The organism is Furfurilactobacillus rossiae, from assembly GCF_013394005.1.
Taxonomy (GTDB): Bacteria; Bacillota; Bacilli; order Lactobacillales; family Lactobacillaceae; genus Furfurilactobacillus; species Furfurilactobacillus rossiae.
The window spans coordinates 2,461,326-2,487,267 of sequence record NZ_CP040586.1; the positions used below are offsets into that span (position 1 = coordinate 2,461,326).

The window sequence follows — 25,942 nt, forward strand, 5'->3', positions numbered from 1 at the left end:
AAGAACACCCCTCAATACTCACAGTCAATTTAGATGTACGTGACATTGTTTGTACTTTTAATTAAAATAAACCCTTATTAGCTTGTCGTTGCTTATGTGGAATTCATCATGACCTAATTATTTCAAGATTCTAATCGTGATACTACCGTCACATTTTTGCTAAACTAAATAATCATATAACAAACAATGGCACTTTTGAGTATCAATGACGCTTTATAACACCTTCTAATACTCGATGCCGCATAATAACGTACATAACTCCACCTATAATCAACCAAACTAAGTCAACGAATATATCATGTGTCACCGGAACGGAATTATTTACCATTTTGCCAATAGTGGCTCCAAATGGAAAAAGCATACTGAAGTATTTGAGCCAGGCGGGATATAAATTAAGCGATACTAAGTTTCCACAAACAAGTACCATTACTGAGGAAACACCATTAGAAAACAAGTATGGATTTTCCAATCCCCAGGCCGCTACCCAACAAGTTATGCCAACAATGATTCCAGAGATAATTAACGGTATCGAAAGCAGGATTGCTAACAATACCAATTTTATCGGTGCCGATAAAAGCACCAAAATAAGCAAACTTAGGAGTGTTCCAACAAAGCTTACCAAAAAAGCGGTTATGACTTTTGAGTACCAATATTTGAGCGAACGAGATGCATTGGCCAGCACAAATAAATCAATGCCTTGGTTGTTATCTAGAACTAGAAGAGTTGCAACCGTCGAAATTGCCAAACTTACACCATTCACTAAAACCGTAGCGATGGCTACCCGCCAGCGGATTGAATTACTATACTGACTGCTAATTAGGACCATTAACAAGAGATCAGCGAGTGGCAGTAGCAAAAAGTATACCAACCTAGTTCGATTGTTTGTCATGGATGGAAGATTTTGTAATTGTATTCTTATTGATCTCACCTACAGCACACCTTGCTTTCTATACGTTTGAATCAAGCGCCCAGATAATCGCCAAGCAAGAACAATCCAGAGCACACTACTCGTGATGAACTGCACCCATAAAAAGTTACTGCCGTTATTTAACAACCGATTCACAGGAGCAGCTATCGGGATAATCCATTGACCAATTGCTATTAGAGGCCTGAAAATGGCTGGAGTCCCAAATAGCCCAGACAAAACCAGAATTGGAATGGTTACCAAACCTTCATACACCAGTGCATTCCGAGTAAGCACAAAAAAACTGCTGATGAATAAATCCATGATCACGGCACCGCACCACAAACCGACCATATTTCCAACAATGGCCCAGCTTAAATTGCTATGCCCTGTTTGTGTTAATACTGCCATCAAAAAGGCAATTGGAAACGAGAGCAATCCAAAACTTGCTGCAGGCATGACTAGAGCCGCAAGTGATATTCTTTCATCTGTTCTACTATTAACTAAATATTTCAAAGTTCCTTGAAATCGTTGAAAAGTAATACTCCCCGCAGCTGTCGTTGCTGATGACCACAATCCAAAAACACCGCTTCGAAGCCAAATTGTAGTGTCACCAGTTTGATGATTTGCAAAAGCGACAACATATTGCATTAAAAAGATGGAAATCGTACTTGTCACGGTAAGCCAGAAAAAATATTGGTCTTTGGAGTACAGTCGGAGGTGAAACCAAAACAGTCTTAAAAATCTCAAGAATCTTTCCTCCTCAAACTGGGTGCTAATGCCAAATACGACTCTTCAAGAGTGGCAGGACGATCAATATGATGCACATTTGATTTATTAACAATATCAGAAACCGAACCAGTCATTGCTATTTTACCGCCACCAATCAACAGTATTCGTGTTGCCAATTCTTCAACTTCGCTCATTGTATGACTAGTCAGTAATATTGCGTGCCCGAGCTCCTGCAAATGATGAATCGTGTGCCGAATCTCATTGGCGATTTCAACGTCCAAACCACTTGTGGGTTCATCTAGAAGCAAGAGCTTTGGATCGCCAAGCATAGCTCTCGCAATGTGCAATCGCTGCTTCATGCCTTTGGAAAAGGTTCTGACGGCCTTGTTACCCACGTTACTCAATTCTACAATATCAAGAACTCTGGCGATTTCTCTCGTCTGCTCCCGAAAAGGAATTTTTTCAAGATCAGCAAAGAAGTGAAGATTATCATTTGCGGTTGAATTTCCATAAAAGCCTAAATCTCCTCCGAATGAAACTCCTAATTTTGCTTTTCCACGATTGTCTTTTACATTTTGTCCGTCAATATAAATATCGCCAGAAGTAGGCAGTAAAAAGCCACTAATCATCGAAACTGTCGTGGTTTTACCAGCTCCGTTAGGGCCAAGCAGGGCTACGATCTCCCCAGCATTAATTTCAAATGAAACATTGGAAACCGCCTTAAATTCCTTCTTATTTTCTTGATATGTTTTCGATAATTTAACGACCTTTAGAATTGGTTCCACAAACAACTACCCCTTAAACAGTTTATTTTATTTCTGAATACATTTTTTCGGCCTGTGTTTTTTGACCATTTTTGTAAAAGGCGGCAATCAAAAGCTTCTTCACATGCTCACTCTCATGAAATGCTCCATCTGATTCATATTGTGCAATAGCATTTTGATATGAACTTACAGCGGATGCGTATTTATCATTTAAATAGTATAGATATCCTAAAGTAGCCTGTGCCTCAGCCTCATAATTTGGAGAATACTTCTGTACAAATTGAGCGTTTGACTGAAGCAACAACAATGCATCGCTCTTTTTATGCTGCTCAACAAGCAACTGAGCCATATTCATTTCCACCTGACTACGATAGCGATATGCCTCATCCGCCAGCTGATCATTAGGATCATAGCCGTCAATCTTACTTAATTCATCAATAAGTATACCTGCATTAGTCAGTAAGTACTTGGCCGTTACTAATGAATCTTTTGAGTTTTGCATCACGATGTAAAGTGCATACAAATTATCAGCCAGTGCCATATACACATTTTTGCGCCAACCTGATGGTAACTGATCAATTCCACCTAATAATTGGTCAAAACCGACAAGCGAGTTCTTCCAATTTTCCGTTCGCTTAAGTAAATAAGCCTCTTTACGGTGGAGTGCAACAATTCTTTGCTCCACTCGATCAGTATTATTACTAGCTAGATCAAAGAAATCAACGGCATGTGCGTCAGACTCAGCTGCAAAAAGTGAACCTACTAGGATCAAACTACGATAATCAGTTAATTTAAGCAGTTCCGGTATTCGCTTTAATGTTTCTGTATATGCACCATCGAAATCCCCACTGATCAGTACATACATATCCAAATAAATCGAAACTGTGTCTAAATCTATTTTAGGAAAGTCAGCCTGGAGTATGTAATCTAAATTTTCAGGCAGACTATTATGCATTTTTCGTACGTATCTATATGCTTCCAGCGGAGATTCAGCTTTTCTTACTCCCAAGTCATTCAAAATTGCGGGAGCCTTGATGGTTCTAGGCAAATGCACGTTCTGTAGGAATTCTTCGTTAGCTAGATTGATGCGTGCTTGAAAATATTTAGGAGTTTCGTCAAAGTCCGTAACTCCCATAACAGATTGAATAAAATTGTACAATTCTGTTTCACTTAACTTCATAATTCATTTCCTCCAGAAAAAAGAGATAGCTTGCGCTATCTCTTAGCTTTAAAAACCTAGCCATGATTCCAGCCTTCATAAACTGAACCCATGATTACGTGTGCAGGCTTAGCATCAATTCCCTTAACAAATTCTGTTAATTCTTTGTTTTTGGATTCTGCCATAGTTTTCATCTCCTTGAGGGAAATAAATATTGGATAACTAATATTTGATTAATTGTCTAATTAAATTGTAATCCGTTCATTCCGATTATGCAACGATTAAGGGACTTGTGTTATGAAGCGATTTTTTCACAGCTAGTTACTAATTACGTAATTGGATACTGTGTGGAAATCTTGCAGTATTTGATTGCATTAAATTCAAAACGAATTATAGAAATAGGAGAAATGATTTTGATGATCAAGTAAAAATCAAGTCACTATTTCAGGTTATAATGACATTTCTGTATTTTGACATATGTACTTTTCCGCTTATTTTTCAACCTAGAAATGAAGTTGGCATAAATAATCATCTATGAATAATGGCCGTTCTCAAAATGTAAAAAAAGAAGTGATTAGAATCACTTCAACAGTTGCTTGAAACATTTTTATTGAAAATCAGTTGTGTCATTTATGATAAATTCTACATTCGTCGCATGAACACTGTTGACACTTTCCGTTTCTATACCAGATGAAGCATGAGTCGATGCACTCACTGGTGCACTAACAAATGTCAGAGTTAGAACAAGGGATAAAACGAATCCGAATATTTTCTTTTGCATTTTAATTAATACTCCTCTAATTTTATATTATTCATTTTGAATATAATCGTAATCGTCGTACAATGCAATCAAAGGACATCAAAAATATGATAAATAAAAATTTGTTTAAGCAGCTACGAACCAAAAATGGATACACTCAACGCTCACTCGCACAAGGAATTACGACACAAGGAACAATTAGTCAAATTGAAAAGAATGCGGTCGAACCATCACGAAAAATTTTGACTGCTTTGGCAGAAAAACTCAACGTGCAACCAGATTCACTCATAGACGTTTCTCAAAGGCCATCAATTCTCACGGATTTACGGTCTGCAGATACTTTATACAAGAACTACCAGTATCAAGAAGTTCTGAATCTATTGAGCCCCTATGAGAATCAAAATTACGATATCAATTCTATTCAGCTACACCTGATTTTTCTGTTGACCGCATCCCGTGTATGGCTTCATCAAGATTACGATGAAGGAATATTTGGGTTCAACAGAATATTGCAAGATCCTAACTTTTCTATTTACTCTATCCTCGCAACCGTCGAGCTGGCAATCGTCTATTATAAAAAGGAAAACTTTTCGCGTGCTGAATTCTATGCCGATTCCGTTTCCAAAATGTTAGAAAAATTGGAAGAAAATGGTAAGGTTTCTGAACCTGCATGGTATGCCATCATTATGGAAAATATGGCGAAATATTACTTGAGAACAGGCGATTATGAGCAGAGTGTTAAGTATTCAAATACAATCATCTCGTTTTTGAACAGCATTAATTCTTCATATGACATTGACAGCGCTTATTTAACACTTGCCAGTGCAGTCTCAAAGATTGACGGAGATAATGATGTTGCCAAAGGATACTTATTACAAGCATGGGCCTTTGCAAAGAATTCAAAAAATAAACAGGTGCTGTCAAATGTATTAAGAGAAATTAAACGCCTAAACATCAAGGTTTATCAGTAACTAGAAAATAATCGGATTATATATCTACAACACTTAATTGTGAAAGTCGATTATTTCAATTTTTATAGTAATAATCAACTGAGCGATCAAAAAGATTTCAACGAGATAAAACACATGTAAACTCTCAACAGGTTTTTAATTACGCCACTTTACCTTAATTAGTACGAAATGCAGCCCGAGTTTAACAACGGATATATCAATCAGTATCACCTTGCGAATAATACTTGGCCTGTTCAGAATAAAGCTGATGATACAATCCATCATTAGTCATTAGTTCGTCATGAGTGCCGTTTTCAACAATTTTACCTTCGTTTAGCACCAAGATTCTGGAGCTAAACTTTGTAGAACTCATTCTGTGTGATATATATATTGCCGTCTTTCCAGCAACGAGCTCATTAAAATGCTCATAAATTTCCGCTTCAGATATAGCATCTAATGCAGAGGTAGGTTCATCTAATATAACAATTGGCGCGTCCTTGTACCAGGCGCGAGCAATCGCAATTTTTTGCATTTCCCCACCTGACAGTTGGACACCTTCTTTGTCGATCTTAGTGCCAATGCTAGTACTCCCTTTATGATCCAAAGACGAAACCTTATCCCAAACACCAGCCAATTTCATCGAGTGTTCGGCTCGTTTTGTATCCACAATCTGTGCAGCTGACACATTTTCGTCAATTGAAAAGGCTGATAGAGAAAAATCCTGAAAAACAACCGAGAAGAGCTGTCTGTATTCTTCCGAATTTAAATCATTAATATCAACACCATTAATACGAATGCTACCCTTGGTAGGAACAAGTAATCTAATAAGCAATTTAATCAACGTAGTCTTTCCGCTGCCATTTAGTCCAACTAAAGCCAACCGCTCCCCAGCATTTATAGTGATGTTGATATGATCCAAAGCATTTTTTTGACTGCCAGGGTATTTATAAGTTACGTCCTTAAATTCTATTTTATAACCATGAGACGCATCCGGCAGATTTTGATTCCCAAACTGATTGTTATCGTCCCTAAATCGCATGAATTTAATGTACTGATCCATCGTTGTAAATGATGCTTCTCGGTTTCCCCATGCACCAGTGATACTTGATAATGTAGCCATAACTTGCTGTAAGTACCCAACATAGATTACGACGCTGCCTAAAGCAATTGCACCAGTAGCACTCTTCATAGAAATTAATAGATAAAGAAAACCAACCATTGCATAAGTGATAATCGAATTGAAACCAGCTATTTGTGTCGCCTTCACTTGATAATCGGTATCGACTTTTAGTTGTTTATAAACATTCTTTCTGGCATCAGCAAGGGTTTTCCCCTCATCGTCGTACATGCGAAGTGTTTTACCAAAAATCGGTTCTCTAAATAAAATTTCATTATAATAATCGAATAATCGGTTGAACTGTATGTTGAATGCAAAGAACTTCTTCATCACACGGCCTTCAGCCTTGGCAATTGGTGTTGAACTGAATATTGGCAGTAACACCAGGATAATAATTGTGAAAATAAACAATGGTGAGTTCACGAAGGCAGTTATATGATTGTCATTCGCTCCCGTAGAACTAATCATCACAATTAAAGAACCACCAGCAATAATAATTGTTGTAATAAATGATACAAGACCATTAAGAATTGTCGAAATGAAAATTGTAAATCCTCCCGTGTACATGAATCCGGTTTTGACAGAACTGTAGAGTTTTCTAAAGTTAGGATTTATGAAGCTGGAATAATCAATGCATAGGAGCTTTTCAGCCATTTTTTTATTTGCATTTTTTAAAATGAGGTGCGATCCGGATTGCGCCATTATGGAGAGATATTCACTAACAAAATTTAATACTAATAGTGATAGCAACAAATAAATCGTTGTCATCACTGGGCGTTGAAAATCAACACCGTTTTTCAACAACATGTTAATGATTTGACCGATAAAAAAGATATTTACAAAGATGCTGGCCGTAGAAACTATGGAGGACCAGAACTGAATCGCAACAATATGAGGATACAACTGGCTTGAATACTTCGCATACTCAAGGAGTCGTTTTATGGTCTTCTTAGAAGTTGATGTTTTATTCTTCAACATTCTCATCCCCCTCTTTATAGTATTTGCTCTGAACATTATATAAATGGGCGTATTCTGAATTGTTTTGCATTAAAAAACTATGTGTGCCAGAGGCAATCAGAGATCCATCTTTAATAAAAAATACTTTTTTTGCAAACTGAGTGGAAGCAAGCCGATGAGAGATGAACATAGAAATCTTGTTTTTTGTTATTTTATAATAGCGCTCGTATAGTTTACTTTCTGCCAATGCATCCAGTGCCGCAGTTGGTTCATCAAGAATTAATACCTGTGCATCTTTATATAAAGCTCGTGCTAGCATTAAACTCTGTGACTGCCCGCCAGATAGACTAACACCACTGTCATCTACATATTGAGTTAGACCTGTATCAATACCGTCTTTAAGATCAGAGACTTCATTTGTGAGCCCTGCGGTTGTTATTACTTCATCAACAGTTTTTTTTGAAAGATACCCCATGGTAATATTCTGTTTCACTGACTCTGCGAATGTGGCACCCTTCTGAAAAACAGGTGCAAAACAACGTCTGTAACTTTTCATGTCTACACTCTTACTGTCGATATCATTTATCAGTATTGTTCCACTTGTTGGTATCAATAATCCCATAATTAAGGAAACGAGCGTCGTCTTCCCAGCTCCATTGAGCCCCACCAAGGCAACTGTTTCATCCTTGTAAATCGTAAGGTTAATATTTTTTAAAATAATTTTTGGATCATTGGAATAGTGAAAGCTAACATTTTTTAATTGAATCTTGTTAATGGCTCCGTCTAATTTGATATGTTGACTTGAACGTTGTTCGCTATCTAACCTATCGACATAATCTAAATATTCACGGCCTATTGAGACATCAGAGTTAGCTAAAATTAATTGAGAAAATTGTGTTGCCCCTTTTCTGGCGGTTGCACTTAGCGTACCAAGCACTGTAAAAAAGAAGGTAAAGGTTGGCAACGAAATGGCATGCTGAGAGGCTTGTATAACCAGCGGTACATAAACAAGAACTAATTGAAGAAAATCCAAAGTACACACGATTCCGACTGTTTTTATTTTTTGGAAATTTATTTTTTGCTGAGTTGTAAGAACCTTTTGATAAGTTTCATCAATTTTTTCAAGATACTGTTTTTTTAAGTTATAGAGCCGAACATCTTTCGCAGCGTCAATTTTAAACGCCTCCTGATAAAGATAATTCTGAATAAAGTTTGAATCATCAAGACTCGCCTTTAATTTTTTTTGCCGTTCGTTATTCATTAACGAAACAATTCCTGTAAGCAGTGCGGAAAATAGAATCACAATTGGACTCCACCAAGTGATTTTGAGCGTAATTAATATGATTGTGATTACTGAGGCCAGTGTTGCACTAAAATTGACAAAACTTGGCCAAAGCACGTCGACCCCCGTATCATCGTCCTCATATCCATGTTTAGAACTGGTTCGACGTGCTTTTTGCAAAACTGTATTTATCGAATCCTCGTACGGTGACGTCAAAAAACCGGCTCCATCCTCAACAGTAAGCTGCATTCGCAAATTTGCGTTTTCCCATGTCATCCAGGTTTTATATGTGCCACTTACCCACAATAAGCAACCTAACCCAAGACATAAGGCGAGCACCATCAAAGAAAAGAAGGGAAAACTAAATTCTTTCTGCAGTGCCCAAACGATTAACGTTGGCACGCTTCCCGTCGCTACCAGAAGAATTACATTAATCAAAACATTCACAGGCAAGGCATATTTCAGTTTCGGAAATTTAATCTTTGCCTTTTTTAAATACCATTTAATGTTTTGATAAATCGTGAATGATTTTGGATTTATTTGCATTGTGTTTTACCCCACAATCTTAGCTAACTAATAGAATTCTTTCCCAATCGAGACGTGCTGGAGCGTTTAGAGACATTAAAGTTAAAATAATTCCCCCAGAACCATTTAATATCCCAAGATCATCAAAATACTGAGCGTGACTATACTTTTTTTCTTTAAAAACGTAATCGTACTCTTTAAACAAAAGTTTATTATCAAAATTTGCCTTCGATAATAGTCGCAGACCGATCTGTTGCTTAAAGTCGTTTAACACGGTACTGTGTGTTTCCCGTGTCATCGCATTTAAAATTAATAGTAATCCGGAAATACCATGACAAACTGTTGGGGATTCCAACTTAAGCTCACTAAAGTCAAGTTGTTTCAAGGTTGAGAAGTAATCAGTTGCCACCCTTTCCATTGCACTATTGTGTTGTTTTCTCGATGCCATGAACACCGCTCGAGCAATCCCTGGATTGCCGTAACACCAGCCCGATCGCTCGAGGTTCTCAGTTTTAAATTTTTTTTGCTCTATAGCAGAAACAGAAGCTTCACCTGACCAGGGTGCCTCGATACGCTTGTTTTGTTCAAAGATCTCTTCATAAAAGCTGAGACCCCTTTGCAAAGCACCGGTTCGTCCGACAGTGGAAAGTGCAGCAAGTGGACCAGCGAGCCCATGAGAAATTCCCAGATTCACATATCCGTTCTTGTAATAATTCCTACGTGCACTATCAATAATATGATTGCCACTGATTGTTGAATTAGGTATTTTTTGATTGGAGAAATCAAATAACCAATCAAATAGTTGACCTATTCTTCGAACGTTATCTGTATCCTTTTTAGAGTTGCCAAACTGTGTTAAGTATCCCAGACATGATGATAGACCCTGAATTAGATCATAATCTTTCTCGAATAAACCACGTTTTTTTATTCCAAGCTCAGTTTGTTCAATTTGTGCAGCGGTCAACTTTGAATATAAATCATCAAATTGAACCATGAAAGAACCCATTGATTGTAGTACCTTATTAGCCAACTTTAATGAATACGCCACACCCGTTAGACCGTAGCATAGCGATATATTCATTTTTTTTTTGCATTTTCAATACTTCTATTTCTTTTCGAACATACACTTTCAGAGCATCTCTTACTCGTTCATCGTCGTGAAGCTGCAAATATGTGCTTAAAACAATCACTACAGACGGATAACTATCCAAAAACAGTTGTCTTCTTTCATCGTGCGAACCATCGCTAAGGCTCAAGACATCATCAGTAGATACGAGGGTCTCGACAAATTGATGAATACATTTGTTACTTAATGCTGCACTATTTATGCTCAAATTGATCCACCACTCTCTCTGAACAATTTAGTTTTATTTAAAAGATAGGCTAAGAGATACATGATTCGTTCTTCTTGCTTGCGACTGATAAGCAGTCGATTACAATGCATGTGAATGAGACTTAAATATGTCATGTCATTTACTTTCGATTTTTCAATCATTGAATCTTTTGCTTTATCCAAAAATAAATCTCGAGGCAACCGTCCATTCTCAGGGTGATTAGTTCTATCAAGAATGTTCCTGATTAACATCTCACTCTGATCATGCAATTCTTTTCGTGCTTGCTTAAAGAAACGTCGATTAATGGGATTGTCAAATTGTGAGACTAGCTGTTCTTGATGATTAAGATCCAATCCTAAAAAATTAAGATAATCAATAATGGTCATTATTGCCGTAATTGTCTTATTACTAGACACAGGCAAGCTCCGCAATATATCTGTGCTGACTTCACTGTCAACTGTGAAAACATGTTCAATTGCAGGCATGAAGTTTATCCCACCATATCGTTCAATTTCTCTTTGATAAGTGTCAAATTCAATACGATCAATCAAACCACTATCAATGAGAAAATGTGCCCACTTATTAATTTCGGACATTAGTTCAGTTGGCTTCGTTCCAGATTTTGACTTATAACGGATTCGTAAATGAATACCGTCTTCATCTTTGTAGACGAGATAATGATTTTCCGATATTAACCCCCTATTTTTTAGTTCACCAGTAAACTCGTAAAGGTGATTTGAAATAATTTCAGTCAAGTGATTACTAACACCGTAAAGTTTGAAGAATGTCCATTTGTCACCCGGCATAAACATTCTTTGAGGGGAAGTACTGTTTATACTTGTATAATGTCTTTCGGGAACTTTGAGATCCAAATTAACCTGATTAGGATCAAATGAATAGACATATTCACGAGCAAAATTATCAATCGGACGTAAATATTCGGACAAACTGGCCTCCCCATATTTGCGGATACTATCGACTATCTCATTCAGTTGATAATCATTACTTAATCTGATTAACAACCGCGTATCCCCATGTTCCAAATACACACAGTCAGGTACATCCCATTTATTAATAAAGGCGAGGATTGCATTCTTAATATCTGATTCTCGCTGAATATTAGAAAGCGTACTATTATTCAAGTTCCACCTGCGTTTGCTTATCACAATTTGGTTATAACGTAATGCGGGAAAATAAGGATATTGGGTCGAACTATTGATTAAATTTGAAATAAAGAAAGGATTATCAATCCTATACATTGAACATTCCAGTAAGAAACGTCCAATAGGTGAAAAGATTTGATTACTTTCATAATTAATCATGCTTGATGCATAAAACGTTAAACGCTTTCCTGTATTCTTAGATACGAAGAAGAAACACTTTTCATCCTTAATCATCTCAATTCCAACCAAAATGTCATCTAATCGAATTTCTTCTTTTTTATTTGATGCACTGGCTCCAATCACCGTTTCAAAAGGTTTTGCACCGCTATTTTGCGAAACATTCAAAAAATGTGGGTTTTTAAATAGTTCTACTAGTTCGACTGGTAATGCATCTGAGCGTCTTACATGGCTACCATTGTCGTTTGCTTTAAACCTTCCGCCTGCCTTTCCAGTTTGGTCGGAACCTGTATTTGGAAGAATTTCATATAATTCTTCTCCAGTAATACAATCAGCACACTGACGCGTAAAAACTTCAAAACCTCTGTCAAAATTAGAAGAATAGTGTACATGGTGAACGTTTTTTAAGTTCACCATTTTTTTTTGCTGTAAAACGGCTTCTTCCATGATTGATCTCAAAGAGGCAGTCGCGATTTCTTCTTCCCGACTATTCCGATAATTTATGTCTGAGGTACCTTTCACATATGGCGAGCCACAGCCCTGTTCAGGATCCAAAACATCTAATAATGGTACGAGTCGAGCCTCACCATATTTTCTAGCAAATGTGTCTATATAAGCCTTTAATTCAGGAAATCGATTCTGATAGGGAGTCATTGCGATTATGCCATTTATGTCTGATTGAATCTTTTCCAAATCTGGCACCTTTGCATTGGACGCTGCACTGAACAAATCGACTTTCAAGTAATTCTCTGCCTTACAAATTGAAGACATTTCCCTAATTATCCTTTGATAAAGCTGTATCCCTTCTCCAACAGCGGTCGTTTCATATTCCTCAATAAGGCGAGCAACCTTTTTCAGTTGCTCGTTCTCGGAACTCATTTCTGGTATGTTTGATAGCCAATCCATCAATCGATTAAAGTCATTGGTATTTACAATTTCAGGTCGTAAATTCGTCAATAAAAACTCACAGTCTATGAGCTTTTTTAATAACGTGGTTATTTGGCATTCGGATATTGTAGAAAATCTATCTTTCAGAATGTTTAGTGCTTGCATTAGTGTTATTTCTTTTTTGCAAATCTCTTCAATTTGAACAACGATAGGCAATTTCTTTATAAGTGCTTGTTTTGTGCCATTGATATGGCGTTCGTTGCCCCACCCACTCGTGTACTCCAATATAACGTTGTCACCACGGTTAATTGCTAGAGCGTTCCATCTTATTTTTAAATACGGCAGGAGCATCTTCTTATTGCCTAAAAGATTACAGAAACTGGACAACCAGCTATAATCAACTACAACATTTTTATATTGCTTTGGGGAATTTAGATTTTTATTTGAGTTAGTCTTATTTTCAAACGTCACTTTGGCGAATAATCCTAACGGCGTTGCACGTGTGGACATACGATTTATAAATCGAGCCAAGCTAGACATAGTATGTCTAAAACCCTTGCTTTTCCAATTCTCAATTTCTATGTTCTGAAGACTTTTATACAAAGAAGGGCTGCCAATTAACAAAGCCTCTTGAACTATGGAACTTTTTGAAAGCTTAATCAGATGTTGAATCATTTCCTGATTATCATTGCAAAACGTTGACCAAAAGGTGCTTTCCGGCATAATTGGTGTTCGTACCATATATTTTTGCTCAATTGTGTAATGCATTTTCTGCTATTTCCTCTCAATTAAAAAAACCGATAAGCTTTTCTCAAGCTCATCGGCCTCTTGAATAGCCCGACAATCAAAATTTTTTTTGGGGGAACTAAGTATTCGAGTTGTTAAGCTACCTTTTTGTCTACAATCACTTTGCTAATCGCCTGATCTCCAACTGTTAGAACATGTGGTGGACAGCAAGCTGAAGCCGTTACACCATCAGTAATCATTTGGTAATCGGATTGTGCATCGAATGGATGCGTTTCACTAGTATTACAACAGGCAGTTGCAGTTACACCATCAACAACATTACCGGCACCATCGCTATCAAGCTCAATAGTTTGAATGCCTAAATCTAAATCAACACTATCTTTGCTCATAATAGAGACCTCCTTTATTTGTTAAAACAAAGTGAGTAATTTCATTTCGTTTTAATAACTTAATCTTACATCATTTTGCAATCGTTTACACTTTTTTTCAATTATAAATCCAATATTTGTTTTCCATTATCGTGCCAATGATCGTTTTTATACATGTTTTAAGAGAATACTAGAGAGTTTAAAAAACACTTAGCAAAAAATAAACAGACTCATGAATGCGGTTGATAATAGCTAAGAGTTCACATCCTAACCACGAATTAGGAACATAATTTTATTTGATAGCTTAATAACCAGTGGTTTTCTTGGGCTACTTCTTTTCTATCGAGGCATGAAATTCGTGTCCTTTCGAACTGCCAATCTTATTCGCTCACTAAACCCAGTGTTTGTGTTGTTGCACTCGTTGCCCTTCTTCAAAATCAATATATCCCTACCGTTCATACTCGGTGGCTCAATGATTATTCTATCTATCGTTTGGATGTCGTTACCATCAAAAGAAGATCAATAAAAAAGAGTTTGAGACATAACTCAAAATAAATCGACCAGAGAAAAGTGATTTTTGCTTTTCTCTGGTCGATTTCATTATATTTTAAATAGACTATACGCAAATAATGTCGTAAATCAAACTTTTGATTTCCTTTTAGTTGTTTTCAAGTTCTCTGCGTAACCCTTCGGTCAGCACATGCGATAACACAATGTGCCGTTCTCGGGCTTCATCGCGTAAACCTTCAGGAATTGTCACAGTCACCTTCACTTTTTTGGTTTGTTGCTCCCGACTACGATATTCATTGAGATCCAATGGCACAATTACTAGTTGGTCGCCTGGAACGAGTGGAATTTCAGCAACATCAGTTGGTTCTGGATAATGTTTTTCAGAAAACAAATAGCCGCCAATAACGTCTTGGGAACTGTGAAACGCTGTCATCATATCATCGCCATACGTCACCGCACCTTTTAAATCTGGCACTTTAACGGTGAAAGCACCGTCCTCTTGATGGTGAAAAATAGCGGGATAAAATACTTCATCCTTAGACATAATTACCTTCCTCCTTTAAATAAATCTTTTAACCCCGCCTCAGACAAAACCAGCCTAACGTAGCTTTTGGGCAGCTTGCTTGGGCTCATTTTAATAGGGATCTTTGTACGTTGATACTGTTGCGTCATGAAGTGGTGATCACCGTGGTCAGCACCTAACGCATCTTGCCAACCATATTTTTTTAACAGTCTAATCAATTCTCGACCTGTTTGTGGAAATTTAGATATTGATGTCATAATCTAATCTTCTTTCAAATTATACGTACTACACGTTTATTTTTCAATTATTTAAGCACGTATTAGGAATGTTTTCGATTCATATCTAAACATACGTAATTTGATCAACATTTTCATCTGGGCAATAAAAAAATGCTGTCCATTTCTGAACAGCACTCAGCGAACTTTTATTTATGATATTCAATAGAAACTCTCTTTGTACCCTCAGGCACGTGAACCTGTACCGTCCCGCGTTCAGACACACTCACATGCAATCTCTTGGCATCATCCGTTTTTACCACATAATGCTGACTGCCGTAGTTAAAAACCGGTAAGTCTACCCGGTGACCACTTACTGTCTTTGGCAATCGAATGGTCGTTCCATTAGGTTGTGCAGCCATCTTCACATGTGGATGACTAATGGCTTTGCCGCCTTCAAAGACCACTGCCTGATGTGCATAGATAGCTTTCAGATGATGCACACTGCGTTTGGGCGCGTAATCGAAATAATTCGCATCCGTCGCAAACTGTTCATAGCTATTGGCACTCACCTTTGGCGACGATACCCCGGCATAGACGAATCCGGTCACCATCGTGAGTAACAGTGACAATCCTACAATCCAACCCTGCCAGTTGAAACGTAATTGCGTGCGATCAACTAGGATGACAAAGGCGACCAGGACAAAGAAACTGATAAACGTATAGAACCGCCATGGATGCTGAATTAGGTTGATCGGCGTATGTTCCAGAAAACGCCATGGAAAGAGTTTTGTTGTCATCCAGAACAGAACCGTGCTTAAAATCGCCAGTGTTTTGCCAAACCGATCGAGATGACGAAAACCGATCCATAGCGCCACAAGCGCCAACAAGACAATCGTGCCCAAGGTCACGCCGTGCGTCAACAAGCCCGTTTTCGTGACATTGCCAACACCAAAGACGACTGCGACGAAGGGCGAAATCGCCTGTTTTGCCAGCGAACCGATCAACGGTGAGGCCACTGTTACTTGTTTCGTAGTACCAAGCATCCCCAGTAGTTCTGGCAAACTTAGCAGACCGGTTACTACTGCCGTGAGTACTAAATCCAGCCATGTTTGCCATCGATTAAGGTTGCGCCAACCAAGCGCTAGAACAACAACGACCATCCCCGCTGCTAACAAGGCTGACAAGACGTGCGTGTATACAAGCATCGTCGCGCCCAACGTTGTCAGCAACCACCCACGTCGGTGTTCAGTCAGTGTGAGATATAGGCCCAAAAACAAGATGGGATACCACATCATTGACTGTGCTTCGGGCAAGTCGAAACGCACGGTTTCATTAAAGACCATGTAACCAGACAGGTTATACAATATGGCGAATAACCATGCCCCAGAGATTGGCCGCCGTGCTGCTCGCAGTTTTAGAAATACGCGCATACACCAGTATGAAATCCAGCAGCTTGCGACGATATAAAAAGCATTGCCCAAGTATAACGCCATAATCCCTGGTAGCCCGATCAACCTCAATATCGCATACGGATACAGAAAGATATATGGATAAAAGATTTGAATGCCAAGGCCAGACCCACGAAATGTGTATGTGCTAATCGCATTATGCCATACGCCATTTTTTGCGGAGAGATATAACTCTTCGATCCGATTTACGTGGAATTGTTGGTCCCAGCCACCGAACAAGTGATTATTCAATAAAAACGGCAGCTCCACTGCTATGGCGACGAGTACAAACGTTAACCATAACCAGAGTTGCCGGTGTTCTCTGGCCCAACCATAGAAGCCAGCCGTTCGTTGATGCTGACTTCCTTGTGCCATTAATGATTCACGATAGTCCACAATGTTCACCCCAAAATTAAAAATAACGTTGGTATCTTACCATAGTTAAAGTGAAGACAAAATGAACACCGCATGAGAATCCGTTATTGATGTGTAACTTTCTACAACCACGTTTGTTTTATCTTGAAGAAACTACCACGAATTTCACCCGCTAGCTTAGAACGTTGATGAGCAAATTTAAATTTACCTTCCAACTCAGGTGGTACTGGAGCGCCTACTGCTAGCTTGATACCAACAGCACGTTTGGGCTTTTCACCCGTTTTTTCGTACAGCACATTCAATACCATACCGTTTTCAAAGTAAAATTCTGGCCAGTACAGATCATCGTCTTCATAAATGGCGACTTCCAGTATTTTCTCACTGAACGTTAAATCGCGTTCGACCTTGATTAGCTTTTCAAACCAGCCTATTTCTTTCTGCTTTTCACTGGCTGGGTAGGTCACGTATTCAAACTTATATTTGTTCCAGAAATAACGGGCTTCGTTTGCCCGCAAACCTGCCAGTGCATCGGCGACCGGTGAACTTTCCAATCCAACTGGCGAAACTTCTTTAAAATCAACTTTGTATGCCATTTGCATAACCTCATTAACTGATGTTTTTAAACTGAATCATGCTCATAGTTTATCGCCGTTTCGGACTGATTGACAGTTTTATGACCGTCTAATCGTTACTTTAAATAGCTAGTGCTCCGATTTCATGGCATTAATCTTAGAAATGTATATCCCATCTACCACTAACACAAATATAAATACAATAATGCCTGTTATGGCAGGCCAAATCGCGACTGATGGCCATGTGTCATACATACGCGCATGCGTATACATCGATGCCCTTGAAATTGGACCAAAAATAAGACCATTGCCAATCGTCCCAAGTACAAAAACTGTCCCACCATAAAGTGAGGCTTCTACAGACTTTTCCCGTAACAAATCACCAAACGAAAAACCAATTGTTTGTAGTAAATTTGAACTAGCTGACCTTTCAGAGCTAGAAATTATCGTTAGGGAGATCGTGTTCGCTAATATTATAAGAAATGGTGTACCCAAAAACATCACAATGCTTTCGATAATTTCGCTTAAATGCCTTTTATTTGCTACATTAGCTAAATCAAAAATTAAATAGGTAAAAAAAGAACACAGTAAAGAAAAAATGAATAATGGTAGCACTATAGAACGCAAAAAATCTCTCTTTTTAAGTACACTCCAGTATGCTGTTTCAAAGGTCCTAAACGCTTTAAACAATGGATTACTAAATATCAACCGTAGCAGTCTAACTATAAGTGGTAACAAAATAGAGGCCGAACTGTTGATAAAAATTATTAGAAGTATCAAAAACAAAATCAAAGACTGCTGATATGCCTCTACCAGAAACTTACTGCCAAACATTTTCTGAAGGTTTTGTGGATTTCCAAGAAGTGCACTGTATAAATAAATTAAGCCCCCAAAAAAGATTAAACAAAATATTTTGTTAAAGAGTGATAGTCCAAACTTGTTTTTCCTCTTTAGATTTTGTTTTATGTTCATATCGTGAAAAATACGTCTTGCATCAATAAATCCCATCAGTCCAACCACAATACCTAAAGAAATAACTGTCGCCAAAAATGAGCTCAATTGAATCCGCATATTAACAGCTGGAAATTCACGCATTCCTTCCGTGGTCCGAATCCATGCGTACCAAAAATCTACAATAGGGTATGCAAAAACGTACCCCAAAATTCCTCCAAGCATGGCCGAAATACCCATTTGACCGCTTATTAAAACAGAAAGTTGAAAAGGATTAGCGCCTAGCATGGACCATAATTGGTACTCATTACGAAACTTGTTTATAAGAAGTCTTGTAATTCCCCCAAGGATTAAAATCAAAGTTACTAGACCGAATATGACGGGAATCGTAAAGTAAAGTACCGGATTATAAATTCCCTTATCAAGTCCGGCATAAACTGTTGAACCAATACCAATAAGTGTAAATCCTAAAACAAACCCCGCCGTAGTAAACATCACAAGTGATCCTAACCACGTTTTCCAAGAATGACGAAATTGCAAAAAGATAAGTTTAATCATCCCATTTACTTCCTTTCAATTTCTGCAAGAATCTCGGAAGCACTGGAACCCGTCAAAGTCTGCCGAATTTGACCATTCTTCAACACAAGAGCTTTATCCGTCATTGCCGCCAAATCCACATCATGTGTAACCATGATTACACATGCACCTTCATCAGCCAATTTTCTAAGAATATTAAAAATTATTTGCTTAGATTCAGCGTCAACGGCCCCAGTGGGTTCATCGGCAAAAATAATTTGCGGGTGAGTTACAAGCACCCTTGCAATGGCAACTTTCTGTTGTTCTCCTCCAGATAGAGTATCAACAAAGCTTGTTAGTTCTGCATTAAAATTCATTTTTCTCAGCATTTCTTCAACCACTGATTTATCAATAGATTTCCTTGAAAGTCTTAGAGGTAAGCTAATATTTTCAAAAACTGGAAGTGCTGGGACGAGGTTATACGATTGAAAAATAAAGCCAATCTCACTACGCCGCATTTTTGCCAAATGGGACGGTTTTAAACTATAAGGATCAACGGAATTAATCGCTATAGTTCCAGAAGTTGGCTTCAACAGTCCCGACATACATTTAAGCAAAGTGGATTTGCCACTTCCTGACGGGCCCACTATGCTCAGAAATTCATTAGCTTTCGCAGAAAAAGAAATATTATCTAGTATGTCTACAGTCTTTGATCCACCAAGTGAAAAATTCTTTGAGACACTCCCCACCTCTACCCGACCTTTACTCATAAAACAATCCCCCTAATTTATTGTTTAGCATATCAATCAAGTTACTCGTAGGGCTCAATCACTAACTACTATGTGTTTTTAACTCTCACTGTGTTATTTATTTCCTAAATTAATGCCATAAATTTAGTTTCATTAATTTACCCAAGCTTATCATATTCGGAAAATTTGTTTGACTTACATTTTAAAACAAAGGCGATCAGTCTTGCGCAACTTGTGTTAAAACAATTCAATATAGAAATTACCTTCACATAAGATTCTGGTCTAGAAAACCAAAAAAACACTGACTAACTATGCATACGCCAAAGTTGGTCAGTGTTAATAAAGCCTTTCTCCTTTTACTGGTGCCGATCATCTTGTAGCTGACGCATCTGTTTGTCCAGCTTCTTCTGCGCCTTCATGGAGCCACGATCGAGATCGCGTTGGAACTTATAGTCATCGTACTTCTTAAATAATCGTGTCATGTCATACCCTGCCGGATACAAATCGGCCGCTTTACCTAGTCGAGTTAACCGCCGTTCCGGAATCGTTTCAAACTGATTATTGACGTAAACAGTCACCGTCTCGGCTTGCTTGTCTTGAGCATAGACGAGTCCTTGACGACCATCCGTGTTAAGACGCACCCGGTCCCCTTGTGTATAAGTAATTTGCTCACGTTTTTCAACGTGTTGAACGGCTTTCATCTGGTAAATATCTGTCCGATAATCATGGTCGGTTAGATAATGATCTGCTTGCTGGATAATGTTTGGATTCAATTTCAAACGACGGGCCAGCCAAAAGGCATTACTATCGCCAACCTCGTTCATCAATAACTGATATTTCGGCATCAAGGTCGCCTCATCAAACGCCATCGCCGCAGTGGTGAAGGCAGGATGCTGCTGAGCATACCGTTTGATTTCACCATAATGCGTTGTGACAACGACGAGTGCGCCATGCTGATACAGATATTCAATCACCGCAATAGCCAGTGCTGCCCCTTCATTCGGTTCAGTCCCGCTACCAATCTCGTCGAGCAGAACTAAACTGTGTGGTTTAATGGCATTCGTGATGGCCGTTAAATTAGTCAAATGACTCGAGAAGGTGCTCAACGCATTCTCAATGCTCTGATCATCTCCGATATCAGCAAACATCTGCTGCAAGATTGGCAATTCAGTTGTATCGGCGGCTGGCACCTGTAGTCCACATTGGGCCATGATGATAAAGAGGCCAATTGTCTTTAGGACAACCGTTTTTCCACCGGCGTTTGGCCCGGTAATAATCAAACCACGATGGTCATATCCCAACCGGACAGATAGTGGTACCGCATGTTCGCCCAATAGTGGATGACGGCCTTTGTCGATTCTCACTTGATCGCGCTCATTCAGATGTGGGCGCACACCATTGATTGAGGCACTGTATTTGCCGCGAGCCATGATTTCATCTAACGCCGTGATGACGTCTAGATTACGTAAAATTGTGGCTTCATATTCACTAACGCGACCGTTTAAGCCGGCCAAAATTTGATAAACCTCAGCTTCCACGCCACTCGTTACTTCGGTCAGTTCACTATTCAATCTGATGGCAGTTTGCGGTTCAATGTAAATCGTCGATCCCGTCGCAGAACTACCGACAACCGTACCCGGAACCTGATTTTTAAACGTCGCTTGGACGGCTAGCACAAGCTGATCGGCTTTGGTGACTGGCAAACGTTCCTGAAGCATCCGCGCGTATCGCTGACTCGCCTTTTGGACAACCGCCTGGACCTCTGCCTGAACATCGCGTTGGTGCCGCCGTAGCTTTCGCAGATTTCCCGTTGCGTCATCAATGACTTGATTGTTATGAATAATGTTATAAATATCGTCCGCCAATTCGGTCACTGACGTTAAGGCGTCCGCGTAACTGGCTAATGTCGGTGCAATCGTCGCGTTACGTTTGAGCACCGTGGCTACATCAGCATTACCACGCACAAAGTCGGCAACTTGCACGAGTTGTTCGGCCGTCAGCAAATAACCACGGTGCAGCTTAGTTAATAAATTTTGGACAGTATCCAGGCTCAGAAATGGCAAATGTACATTAGCATCAAGTAACTGCCTAGCCTCAACCGTTTCTGTTTGCAATGCTTGAACTTCAGCTAGGTTCGTTAGGATGGTCATGTGTTGCAAACGTGCTTGTGCTGCCTCACTAGTCGCAAGTTTGGCAACCTGCTGGCGAATAACGTTAAAGTCCGTTTTTTGATAAGTTTCTTCATTCATGATGGTTTGATTCTCCTACAATTCCGCATTCGTGCCGGAAAAAAGTGCACAAAAAGACCGTGCTTATTGCGTTTCAGCAACTCACACGGTCTCCATCATGGATTTAACTCCATTTTGTTTGGCGTGCGAGTGTCCTAACCTTTAGTCCAGCACAAACTAACCCTTGTTTCGGGTTCGTTCAAAAACTAGTTACTAAAGATTAATCACACTCATACAGCCCAACCTCGTTTTAATTGATACAAATACGGTAACACACGTCACGTATAACTACAACTGGCATGATCTAGGCTCTCAGTGGTACATTATTATTGAATCATTAATCATACATAATATTCACAGGAGGAATAACTATGCCAACTAACGATAAAGAAACCGTCCTCGGCCTTTTCAGTGAATTCAAACGGGCTGTTGCCACTGCTAACGAGCAAGAGAACAATCGCCAACACTTATTAGAAATCATCGATCAATCCAGTGAAAAGTTGGCTCGTCAACAACAGACGCCACAAAACGAAGCACGCTCTGTCTATCAGAACATCAACACGATGTGCTTGGCTGATCACCTTAAACTAACTGCCGATGAAGGCGCGGCCCTTAAAAAGATCGGTGATGCTGCACAACCTAAATCCGCTTGGCAAGGTTTGAATAATTTTAATACAGCCAACACTTGGCCAAGTAACTAAAAAGTTCGAAACAAATTATTACCCTTATTTTGTTGATCGTAGTAAAACAATGTTCAAATATAATCATTTTGTGCAATTTAACTACTCTCAATGAAACGAGGTCTAATTATGACAAAAAAGGCGCTTGTTTTAAATCTACTCATTTTGGTGACAGCATTAACAACAATCTTCGGCACATTGTTTATCGGAGACAATAGCTTAATCGTCCAGTTATCTTATATCGCCATTCTGGCCGAAATGTTTGGTTACTACACAATCTTTGACGATGGAAATTAATTTTTGTTGCAATAAGACACGCTTTTTTGTTTACAGGTGAATGTTTCGACAGATATACTGAGCGTAAAATGAGTTTACTTGAATGGATCCGCTGAAATGAGGCCCCATTATGGAGACTAAAGATTTCGTTTTACGTTTGCTAGTGCTCTTCACGCTTGTTATTGCACTATTTGGAACTTTTGCAATCGGGTTTGACAACAACATCGTCCAAATCACATACATGGGGTTAAGCCTGGAAGTTCTAGGCTATTACACACTCTATAAGAATAATCACAAAAACTGATTCACTATCATGACCTTAGTCTTAAGCCCTGATAATGAACCAGTTTCTTTTATTTCATAAAATTAGTTTGTTACCTTTTCGCCAGCCTTGGCAACCGCGGCCATTGCAACTGCATTGATCCAGTTTAATGGCTGGTCAAAGTTTGGCTGGAACAGCATGTCAACCATGGATAAGGTTTCAATGGTCATTTCTGTTTGAATAGCCATGGAAATAACGTTGGCTGATTGTGAAACATCGTGATCACTGTAGAAGGCGCCACCGAGAACTCGGTGTGTTTCAGGATCCCACGTTAAGCTACATTGCACCGGTGTGGTACTCAACATGAAGTCTGGGCGGTAGTCCTGTTCAATCGTCACGGAGTCCACATCAACGTTGCGAGCCTTAGCACCCTCAGTTGTTAAACCGGATGCAGCAATTGTCTTGCCAAACAGCTCAACGGCTGATGAAGACTGCGTGCCAAGGTATTTAACCGTTGGCTTCTCGATGTTGTGACCGACTAAGATACCTTGGCGAACCGCGTTAGTAGCTAAAGGAATGTAATCATTCTTGTGCGTTGGGTTGTAGTGAACGGCAGCTGAATCACCGGCAGCAAAGACGTTTGGTAAGCTCGTCTGCATGTATTCGTCGGTCACAATGGCACCGTTTGGTAACATGTCGACCTTGTCCTTCATCAAGCCGGTATTTGGACGGAATCCAGTACATAAAATGGCAATATCGGCAGTGTAACTTCCCTTGTCGGTGGTAACCGTTACTTGATCATCCCCGCTGAAGCCAGTCACCATTTCGCCCAATGCCAGTTTGACACCGTGATCCGTGTATTCTTTTTCCACACGATCCGTGATGTCCTTGTCAAAGTTCTTCGCCAGCACTCGTGGCAAACCATCGATCAAGGTCACTTGCTTTCCCGTCAATGCATATTGTTCTGCCAGTTCTGCACCAATATAGCCAGCGCCAATTACAACGGCGCTCTTGATTTTACCAGCCAAGTTCTTCAGTTCATTGGCGTTCGTCCAGTTCTTACATAAGTAAACATTCTTGTTATCAATCCCGTCGATTGGCGGAATAACGGGCCATGAACCCGTGGTGACAACCAGTTTGTCATAAGCGACCTCGCTGACTTCGCCTGATTCCAAATCCTTAACCGTAACGGTTTGATTATCCGTGTCGATGTCGGTCACATCATGTTTCATTTCCATGTCTGCACCAAGTTTAGCCAAGGCTTCTGGACTTGAATAAAACATCTTGTCTGGGTCTGACACATGACCTCCGACCCACAAAGCAATCCCACAGGACAAGAAGGACAAATTATCGTTTCGTTCGTAAACTGTGACGTCATAATCCGGGTGTTCAGTCAAAATCTGTTGAGCGGCAAACGTACCTGCATGTGTAGCACCAACGATGATTACTTTCATGGTGAAGGCCTCCAAAAAAATTAAAGTTGAATTTATATTGTGTACAATTTAATTTAAACATATCAAAGTCGAATGTCAACGCTTACACACCGTTGCAACGGTTCTTCACAAGTGTCGTCAGCTTACGCAATCACGTTTAAAACAAGTTTGTGAAATTAATTCATGACGTGTTATAAAATCCACCATTGTAGTGAAACTTTTCCAACTACTATTTCGATTTTTTGTCGTATACTAACGCTGAAAATACTACGTCACACCATACCAAAGAGGTCATGGACATGCGAAAACTTCTACAAAAACGAGCAAGTTTCATCACACTAATTATCATCTATGGTTTATTAGCTATTTTTCTGTTATTTAGATCAACTAAACAAACATTACTACCACTAATCGGGGTCTTGGTGATTGGGGCCGCTCTCACAAGTATCGGCGCTATTTGGATGGATAATCATCAAACTAATTTTACAAAGGGATTAGAGGTTCCGACAAATTACACGTTGAGTTTTGATTTATTATTATTAACTTTCGCTATTTGGCCAGGTTTTCTAAAACCAAGTTTAGCAACTGGCATCGGCATACTATTTTTCTTAATTGGCGTAGGAAGTCTATTCGTACCACAAAACCATCTGATGGGCATTCGCATCCCACCAACCTACAGGTCACCTGAAATGTGGCATAAAGTGAATTACTTTGGCGGATGGCTGATTGTGGCGGCTGGCTATACGATTATCATCCTCGGTAACTTTTGGCCGGCTAAGACCGTAACGTTTATGTTGACAACCGTGGTTATCGCACTTGTGCTCACGATTGGTTATGCTTATTTACCGCAACGACCGAAAACGCCGTAATAGTTACACGAAAAAAGCGTACTGTATTCTCACTCTCGAGCATACAGTACGCTTAAATATTGTTAAACATTTTACTTTTACTTGCAGGCACAGATTTTAAAACAACCAATGCAAGTCGCAACTTTTTTATAAAGTGTGACGTTTAAAGATGTGACCATGCTTAGGATCATGTCCTGCATGTGGTTCAGCATCAATAAAAATAATTTCCCCTTGTTCTGGGGAGGCCATTCTTACAATTCCTTTCCAACACGTCTTTCCATGCCAACATTGATTCCAGCCTCTTTCATGCCACCACGAAAGTCCACGTCAGCGTATTTACCATTCAACCAAGGATTTTCATTTGCCAACAGCTTAAACTGAATTACACCATCGCTCCCCTGTGAGAAACTAACTTGATCGCCTTTATGCACATTAATTTCCTTGGGAATCGCAACCACAAGTGAGTGTCCGCTCTGTCGGACTTTAAAAACACCTAGTTCTCTATTTTCCATAATGTGTACCTCCG

General features: G+C 39.2%; 23 protein-coding genes and 1 pseudogene. 7 read left to right on the forward strand and 17 right to left on the reverse strand.

Going from position 1 to position 25,942, the window contains the following annotated elements:
- Positions 1-329: 329 nt before the first annotated feature.
- Complete coding sequence (locus LROSL1_RS11920; RefSeq protein WP_178914717.1) at positions 330-809, forward strand: hypothetical protein; 480 nt, start codon at positions 330-332, stop codon at positions 807-809.
- A gap of 119 nt (positions 810-928) precedes the next feature.
- Here the strand turns inward: LROSL1_RS11920 and LROSL1_RS11925 are convergent, their stop codons facing one another.
- From LROSL1_RS11925 to LROSL1_RS11935, 3 genes are read right to left on the reverse strand one after another with little or no spacing between them, the layout of a single operon-like run.
- Positions 929-1,654, reverse strand: coding sequence for a multidrug ABC transporter permease (locus tag LROSL1_RS11925; RefSeq protein ID WP_178914718.1), 726 nt, complete (start codon positions 1,652-1,654; stop codon positions 929-931).
- Complete coding sequence (locus LROSL1_RS11930; protein ID WP_178914719.1) at positions 1,651-2,421, reverse strand: ABC transporter ATP-binding protein; 771 nt, start codon at positions 2,419-2,421, stop codon at positions 1,651-1,653. Before LROSL1_RS11930 ends, LROSL1_RS11925 begins: the two co-directional genes overlap by 4 nt.
- A gap of 22 nt (positions 2,422-2,443) precedes the next feature.
- Entirely contained in the window at positions 2,444-3,580 is a 1,137-nt protein-coding gene (locus tag LROSL1_RS11935) for a tetratricopeptide repeat protein (protein ID WP_178914720.1), read from the reverse strand.
- A gap of 846 nt (positions 3,581-4,426) precedes the next feature.
- On the opposite strand from LROSL1_RS11935, the gene LROSL1_RS11940 reads away from it, so the two are divergent.
- Positions 4,427-5,290, forward strand: a complete 864-nt coding sequence (locus LROSL1_RS11940) for a helix-turn-helix domain-containing protein (RefSeq protein WP_178914721.1) — start codon at positions 4,427-4,429, stop codon at positions 5,288-5,290.
- A 196-nt stretch (positions 5,291-5,486) separates the two neighbouring features.
- Here the strand turns inward: LROSL1_RS11940 and LROSL1_RS11945 are convergent, their stop codons facing one another.
- The 5 genes from LROSL1_RS11945 to LROSL1_RS11965 all read right to left on the reverse strand — a co-directional run bounded on the left by LROSL1_RS11945 (position 5,487) and on the right by LROSL1_RS11965 (position 13,848).
- Positions 5,487-7,364, reverse strand: coding sequence for an ABC transporter ATP-binding protein (locus LROSL1_RS11945; RefSeq protein WP_178914722.1), 1,878 nt, complete (start codon positions 7,362-7,364; stop codon positions 5,487-5,489).
- A complete protein-coding gene (locus LROSL1_RS11950) occupies positions 7,351-9,171 on the reverse strand; it encodes an ABC transporter ATP-binding protein (protein WP_178914723.1) in 1,821 nt (606 codons plus the stop codon). Before LROSL1_RS11950 ends, LROSL1_RS11945 begins: the two co-directional genes overlap by 14 nt.
- A gap of 19 nt (positions 9,172-9,190) precedes the next feature.
- Complete coding sequence (locus tag LROSL1_RS11955; RefSeq protein WP_225440527.1) at positions 9,191-10,231, reverse strand: lanthionine synthetase LanC family protein; 1,041 nt, start codon at positions 10,229-10,231, stop codon at positions 9,191-9,193.
- 249 nt (positions 10,232-10,480) lie between these two features.
- The gene (locus tag LROSL1_RS11960) at positions 10,481-13,480 is read right to left on the reverse strand and encodes a lantibiotic dehydratase (RefSeq protein WP_178914725.1); all 3,000 of its coding nucleotides are present in this window, start codon (positions 13,478-13,480) and stop codon (positions 10,481-10,483) included.
- 113 nt (positions 13,481-13,593) lie between these two features.
- On the reverse strand, positions 13,594-13,848 hold the full coding sequence (locus LROSL1_RS11965; RefSeq protein WP_178914726.1) for a hypothetical protein: 255 nt from the start codon (positions 13,846-13,848) through the stop codon (positions 13,594-13,596).
- Positions 13,849-14,128: 280 nt separating this feature from the next.
- On the opposite strand from LROSL1_RS11965, the pseudogene LROSL1_RS11970 reads away from it, so the two are divergent.
- Positions 14,129-14,353: pseudogene (locus LROSL1_RS11970) on the forward strand (EamA family transporter); the annotation flags it as partial.
- A 132-nt stretch (positions 14,354-14,485) separates the two neighbouring features.
- Here the strand turns inward: LROSL1_RS11970 and LROSL1_RS11975 are convergent.
- The 7 genes from LROSL1_RS11975 to LROSL1_RS12005 form a co-directional block, all read right to left on the reverse strand.
- Positions 14,486-14,881: a type II toxin-antitoxin system HicB family antitoxin gene (locus LROSL1_RS11975; protein WP_178914728.1), complete on the reverse strand. Its 396-nt coding sequence runs from the start codon at positions 14,879-14,881 to the stop codon at positions 14,486-14,488.
- 2 nt (positions 14,882-14,883) lie between these two features.
- The gene (locus tag LROSL1_RS11980) at positions 14,884-15,117 is read right to left on the reverse strand and encodes a type II toxin-antitoxin system HicA family toxin (protein ID WP_178914729.1); all 234 of its coding nucleotides are present in this window, start codon (positions 15,115-15,117) and stop codon (positions 14,884-14,886) included.
- Between the two features lie 167 nt (positions 15,118-15,284).
- The gene (locus LROSL1_RS11985) at positions 15,285-16,922 is read right to left on the reverse strand and encodes a glycosyltransferase family protein (protein WP_178914730.1); all 1,638 of its coding nucleotides are present in this window, start codon (positions 16,920-16,922) and stop codon (positions 15,285-15,287) included.
- Between the two features lie 101 nt (positions 16,923-17,023).
- Positions 17,024-17,494: a phage tail protein gene (locus tag LROSL1_RS11990; RefSeq protein ID WP_178914731.1), complete on the reverse strand. Its 471-nt coding sequence runs from the start codon at positions 17,492-17,494 to the stop codon at positions 17,024-17,026.
- 108 nt (positions 17,495-17,602) lie between these two features.
- Positions 17,603-18,982 carry a hypothetical protein gene (locus LROSL1_RS11995; RefSeq protein WP_178914732.1) on the reverse strand — a complete coding sequence of 460 codons (1,380 nt, stop codon included), beginning with the start codon at positions 18,980-18,982 and terminating at the stop codon, positions 17,603-17,605.
- Positions 18,983-18,987: 5 nt separating this feature from the next.
- Positions 18,988-19,710 carry an ABC transporter ATP-binding protein gene (locus tag LROSL1_RS12000; protein WP_178914733.1) on the reverse strand — a complete coding sequence of 241 codons (723 nt, stop codon included), beginning with the start codon at positions 19,708-19,710 and terminating at the stop codon, positions 18,988-18,990.
- A gap of 335 nt (positions 19,711-20,045) precedes the next feature.
- The gene (locus tag LROSL1_RS12005; protein WP_178914734.1) at positions 20,046-21,938 is read right to left on the reverse strand and encodes an endonuclease MutS2; all 1,893 of its coding nucleotides are present in this window, start codon (positions 21,936-21,938) and stop codon (positions 20,046-20,048) included.
- 350 nt (positions 21,939-22,288) lie between these two features.
- Here LROSL1_RS12005 and LROSL1_RS12010 point away from each other — a divergent pair, with 350 nt between their 5' ends.
- The 3 genes from LROSL1_RS12010 to LROSL1_RS12020 all read left to right on the forward strand — a co-directional run bounded on the left by LROSL1_RS12010 (position 22,289) and on the right by LROSL1_RS12020 (position 23,177).
- Positions 22,289-22,618 (forward strand): bacteriocin immunity protein, encoded by a 330-nt coding sequence (locus tag LROSL1_RS12010; RefSeq protein WP_178914735.1) that lies wholly within the window; start codon positions 22,289-22,291, stop codon positions 22,616-22,618.
- Positions 22,619-22,726: 108 nt separating this feature from the next.
- Positions 22,727-22,894 carry a hypothetical protein gene (locus LROSL1_RS12015; RefSeq protein WP_178914736.1) on the forward strand — a complete coding sequence of 56 codons (168 nt, stop codon included), beginning with the start codon at positions 22,727-22,729 and terminating at the stop codon, positions 22,892-22,894.
- Positions 22,895-23,003: 109 nt separating this feature from the next.
- Positions 23,004-23,177 (forward strand): hypothetical protein, encoded by a 174-nt coding sequence (locus tag LROSL1_RS12020; RefSeq protein WP_178914737.1) that lies wholly within the window; start codon positions 23,004-23,006, stop codon positions 23,175-23,177.
- Positions 23,178-23,239: 62 nt separating this feature from the next.
- On the opposite strand, the gene LROSL1_RS12025 is transcribed toward LROSL1_RS12020, so the two are convergent.
- Positions 23,240-24,589, reverse strand: a complete 1,350-nt coding sequence (locus LROSL1_RS12025; protein ID WP_178914738.1) for an FAD-dependent oxidoreductase — start codon at positions 24,587-24,589, stop codon at positions 23,240-23,242.
- Positions 24,590-24,867: 278 nt separating this feature from the next.
- On the opposite strand from LROSL1_RS12025, the gene LROSL1_RS12030 reads away from it, so the two are divergent.
- The gene (locus tag LROSL1_RS12030; RefSeq protein WP_178914739.1) at positions 24,868-25,437 is read left to right on the forward strand and encodes an SdpI family protein; all 570 of its coding nucleotides are present in this window, start codon (positions 24,868-24,870) and stop codon (positions 25,435-25,437) included.
- A gap of 230 nt (positions 25,438-25,667) precedes the next feature.
- On the opposite strand, the gene LROSL1_RS12035 is transcribed toward LROSL1_RS12030, so the two are convergent.
- Entirely contained in the window at positions 25,668-25,928 is a 261-nt protein-coding gene (locus tag LROSL1_RS12035; RefSeq protein WP_178914740.1) for an AbrB/MazE/SpoVT family DNA-binding domain-containing protein, read from the reverse strand.
- Positions 25,929-25,942: the final 14 nt, after the last annotated feature.

Excerpts from the sequence above, each read along its gene's own strand:
- LROSL1_RS11935 (WP_178914720.1), bottom strand. The coding sequence starts at position 3,580 with ATGAAGTTAAGTGAAACAGAATTGTACAATTTTATTCAATCTGTTATG.
- LROSL1_RS11940 (WP_178914721.1), top strand. The coding sequence starts at position 4,427 with ATGATAAATAAAAATTTGTTTAAGCAGCTACGAACCAAAAATGGATAC.
- LROSL1_RS11945 (WP_178914722.1), bottom strand. The coding sequence starts at position 7,364 with ATGTTGAAGAATAAAACATCAACTTCTAAGAAGACCATAAAACGACTC.
- LROSL1_RS11950 (WP_178914723.1), bottom strand. The coding sequence starts at position 9,171 with ATGCAAATAAATCCAAAATCATTCACGATTTATCAAAACATTAAATGG.
- LROSL1_RS11955 (WP_225440527.1), bottom strand. The coding sequence starts at position 10,231 with ATGAATATATCGCTATGCTACGGTCTAACGGGTGTGGCGTATTCATTA.
- LROSL1_RS11960 (WP_178914725.1), bottom strand. The coding sequence starts at position 13,480 with ATGCATTACACAATTGAGCAAAAATATATGGTACGAACACCAATTATG.
- LROSL1_RS11965 (WP_178914726.1), bottom strand. The coding sequence starts at position 13,848 with ATGAGCAAAGATAGTGTTGATTTAGATTTAGGCATTCAAACTATTGAG.
- LROSL1_RS11975 (WP_178914728.1), bottom strand. The coding sequence starts at position 14,881 with ATGTCTAAGGATGAAGTATTTTATCCCGCTATTTTTCACCATCAAGAG.
- LROSL1_RS11980 (WP_178914729.1), bottom strand. The coding sequence starts at position 15,117 with ATGACATCAATATCTAAATTTCCACAAACAGGTCGAGAATTGATTAGA.
- LROSL1_RS11990 (WP_178914731.1), bottom strand. The coding sequence starts at position 17,494 with ATGGCATACAAAGTTGATTTTAAAGAAGTTTCGCCAGTTGGATTGGAA.
- LROSL1_RS11995 (WP_178914732.1), bottom strand. The coding sequence starts at position 18,982 with ATGATTAAACTTATCTTTTTGCAATTTCGTCATTCTTGGAAAACGTGG.
- LROSL1_RS12000 (WP_178914733.1), bottom strand. The coding sequence starts at position 19,710 with ATGAGTAAAGGTCGGGTAGAGGTGGGGAGTGTCTCAAAGAATTTTTCA.
- LROSL1_RS12005 (WP_178914734.1), bottom strand. The coding sequence starts at position 21,938 with ATGAATGAAGAAACTTATCAAAAAACGGACTTTAACGTTATTCGCCAG.
- LROSL1_RS12010 (WP_178914735.1), top strand. The coding sequence starts at position 22,289 with ATGCCAACTAACGATAAAGAAACCGTCCTCGGCCTTTTCAGTGAATTC.
- LROSL1_RS12015 (WP_178914736.1), top strand. The coding sequence starts at position 22,727 with ATGACAAAAAAGGCGCTTGTTTTAAATCTACTCATTTTGGTGACAGCA.
- LROSL1_RS12020 (WP_178914737.1), top strand. The coding sequence starts at position 23,004 with ATGGAGACTAAAGATTTCGTTTTACGTTTGCTAGTGCTCTTCACGCTT.
- LROSL1_RS12025 (WP_178914738.1), bottom strand. The coding sequence starts at position 24,589 with ATGAAAGTAATCATCGTTGGTGCTACACATGCAGGTACGTTTGCCGCT.
- LROSL1_RS12030 (WP_178914739.1), top strand. The coding sequence starts at position 24,868 with ATGCGAAAACTTCTACAAAAACGAGCAAGTTTCATCACACTAATTATC.
- LROSL1_RS12035 (WP_178914740.1), bottom strand. The coding sequence starts at position 25,928 with ATGGAAAATAGAGAACTAGGTGTTTTTAAAGTCCGACAGAGCGGACAC.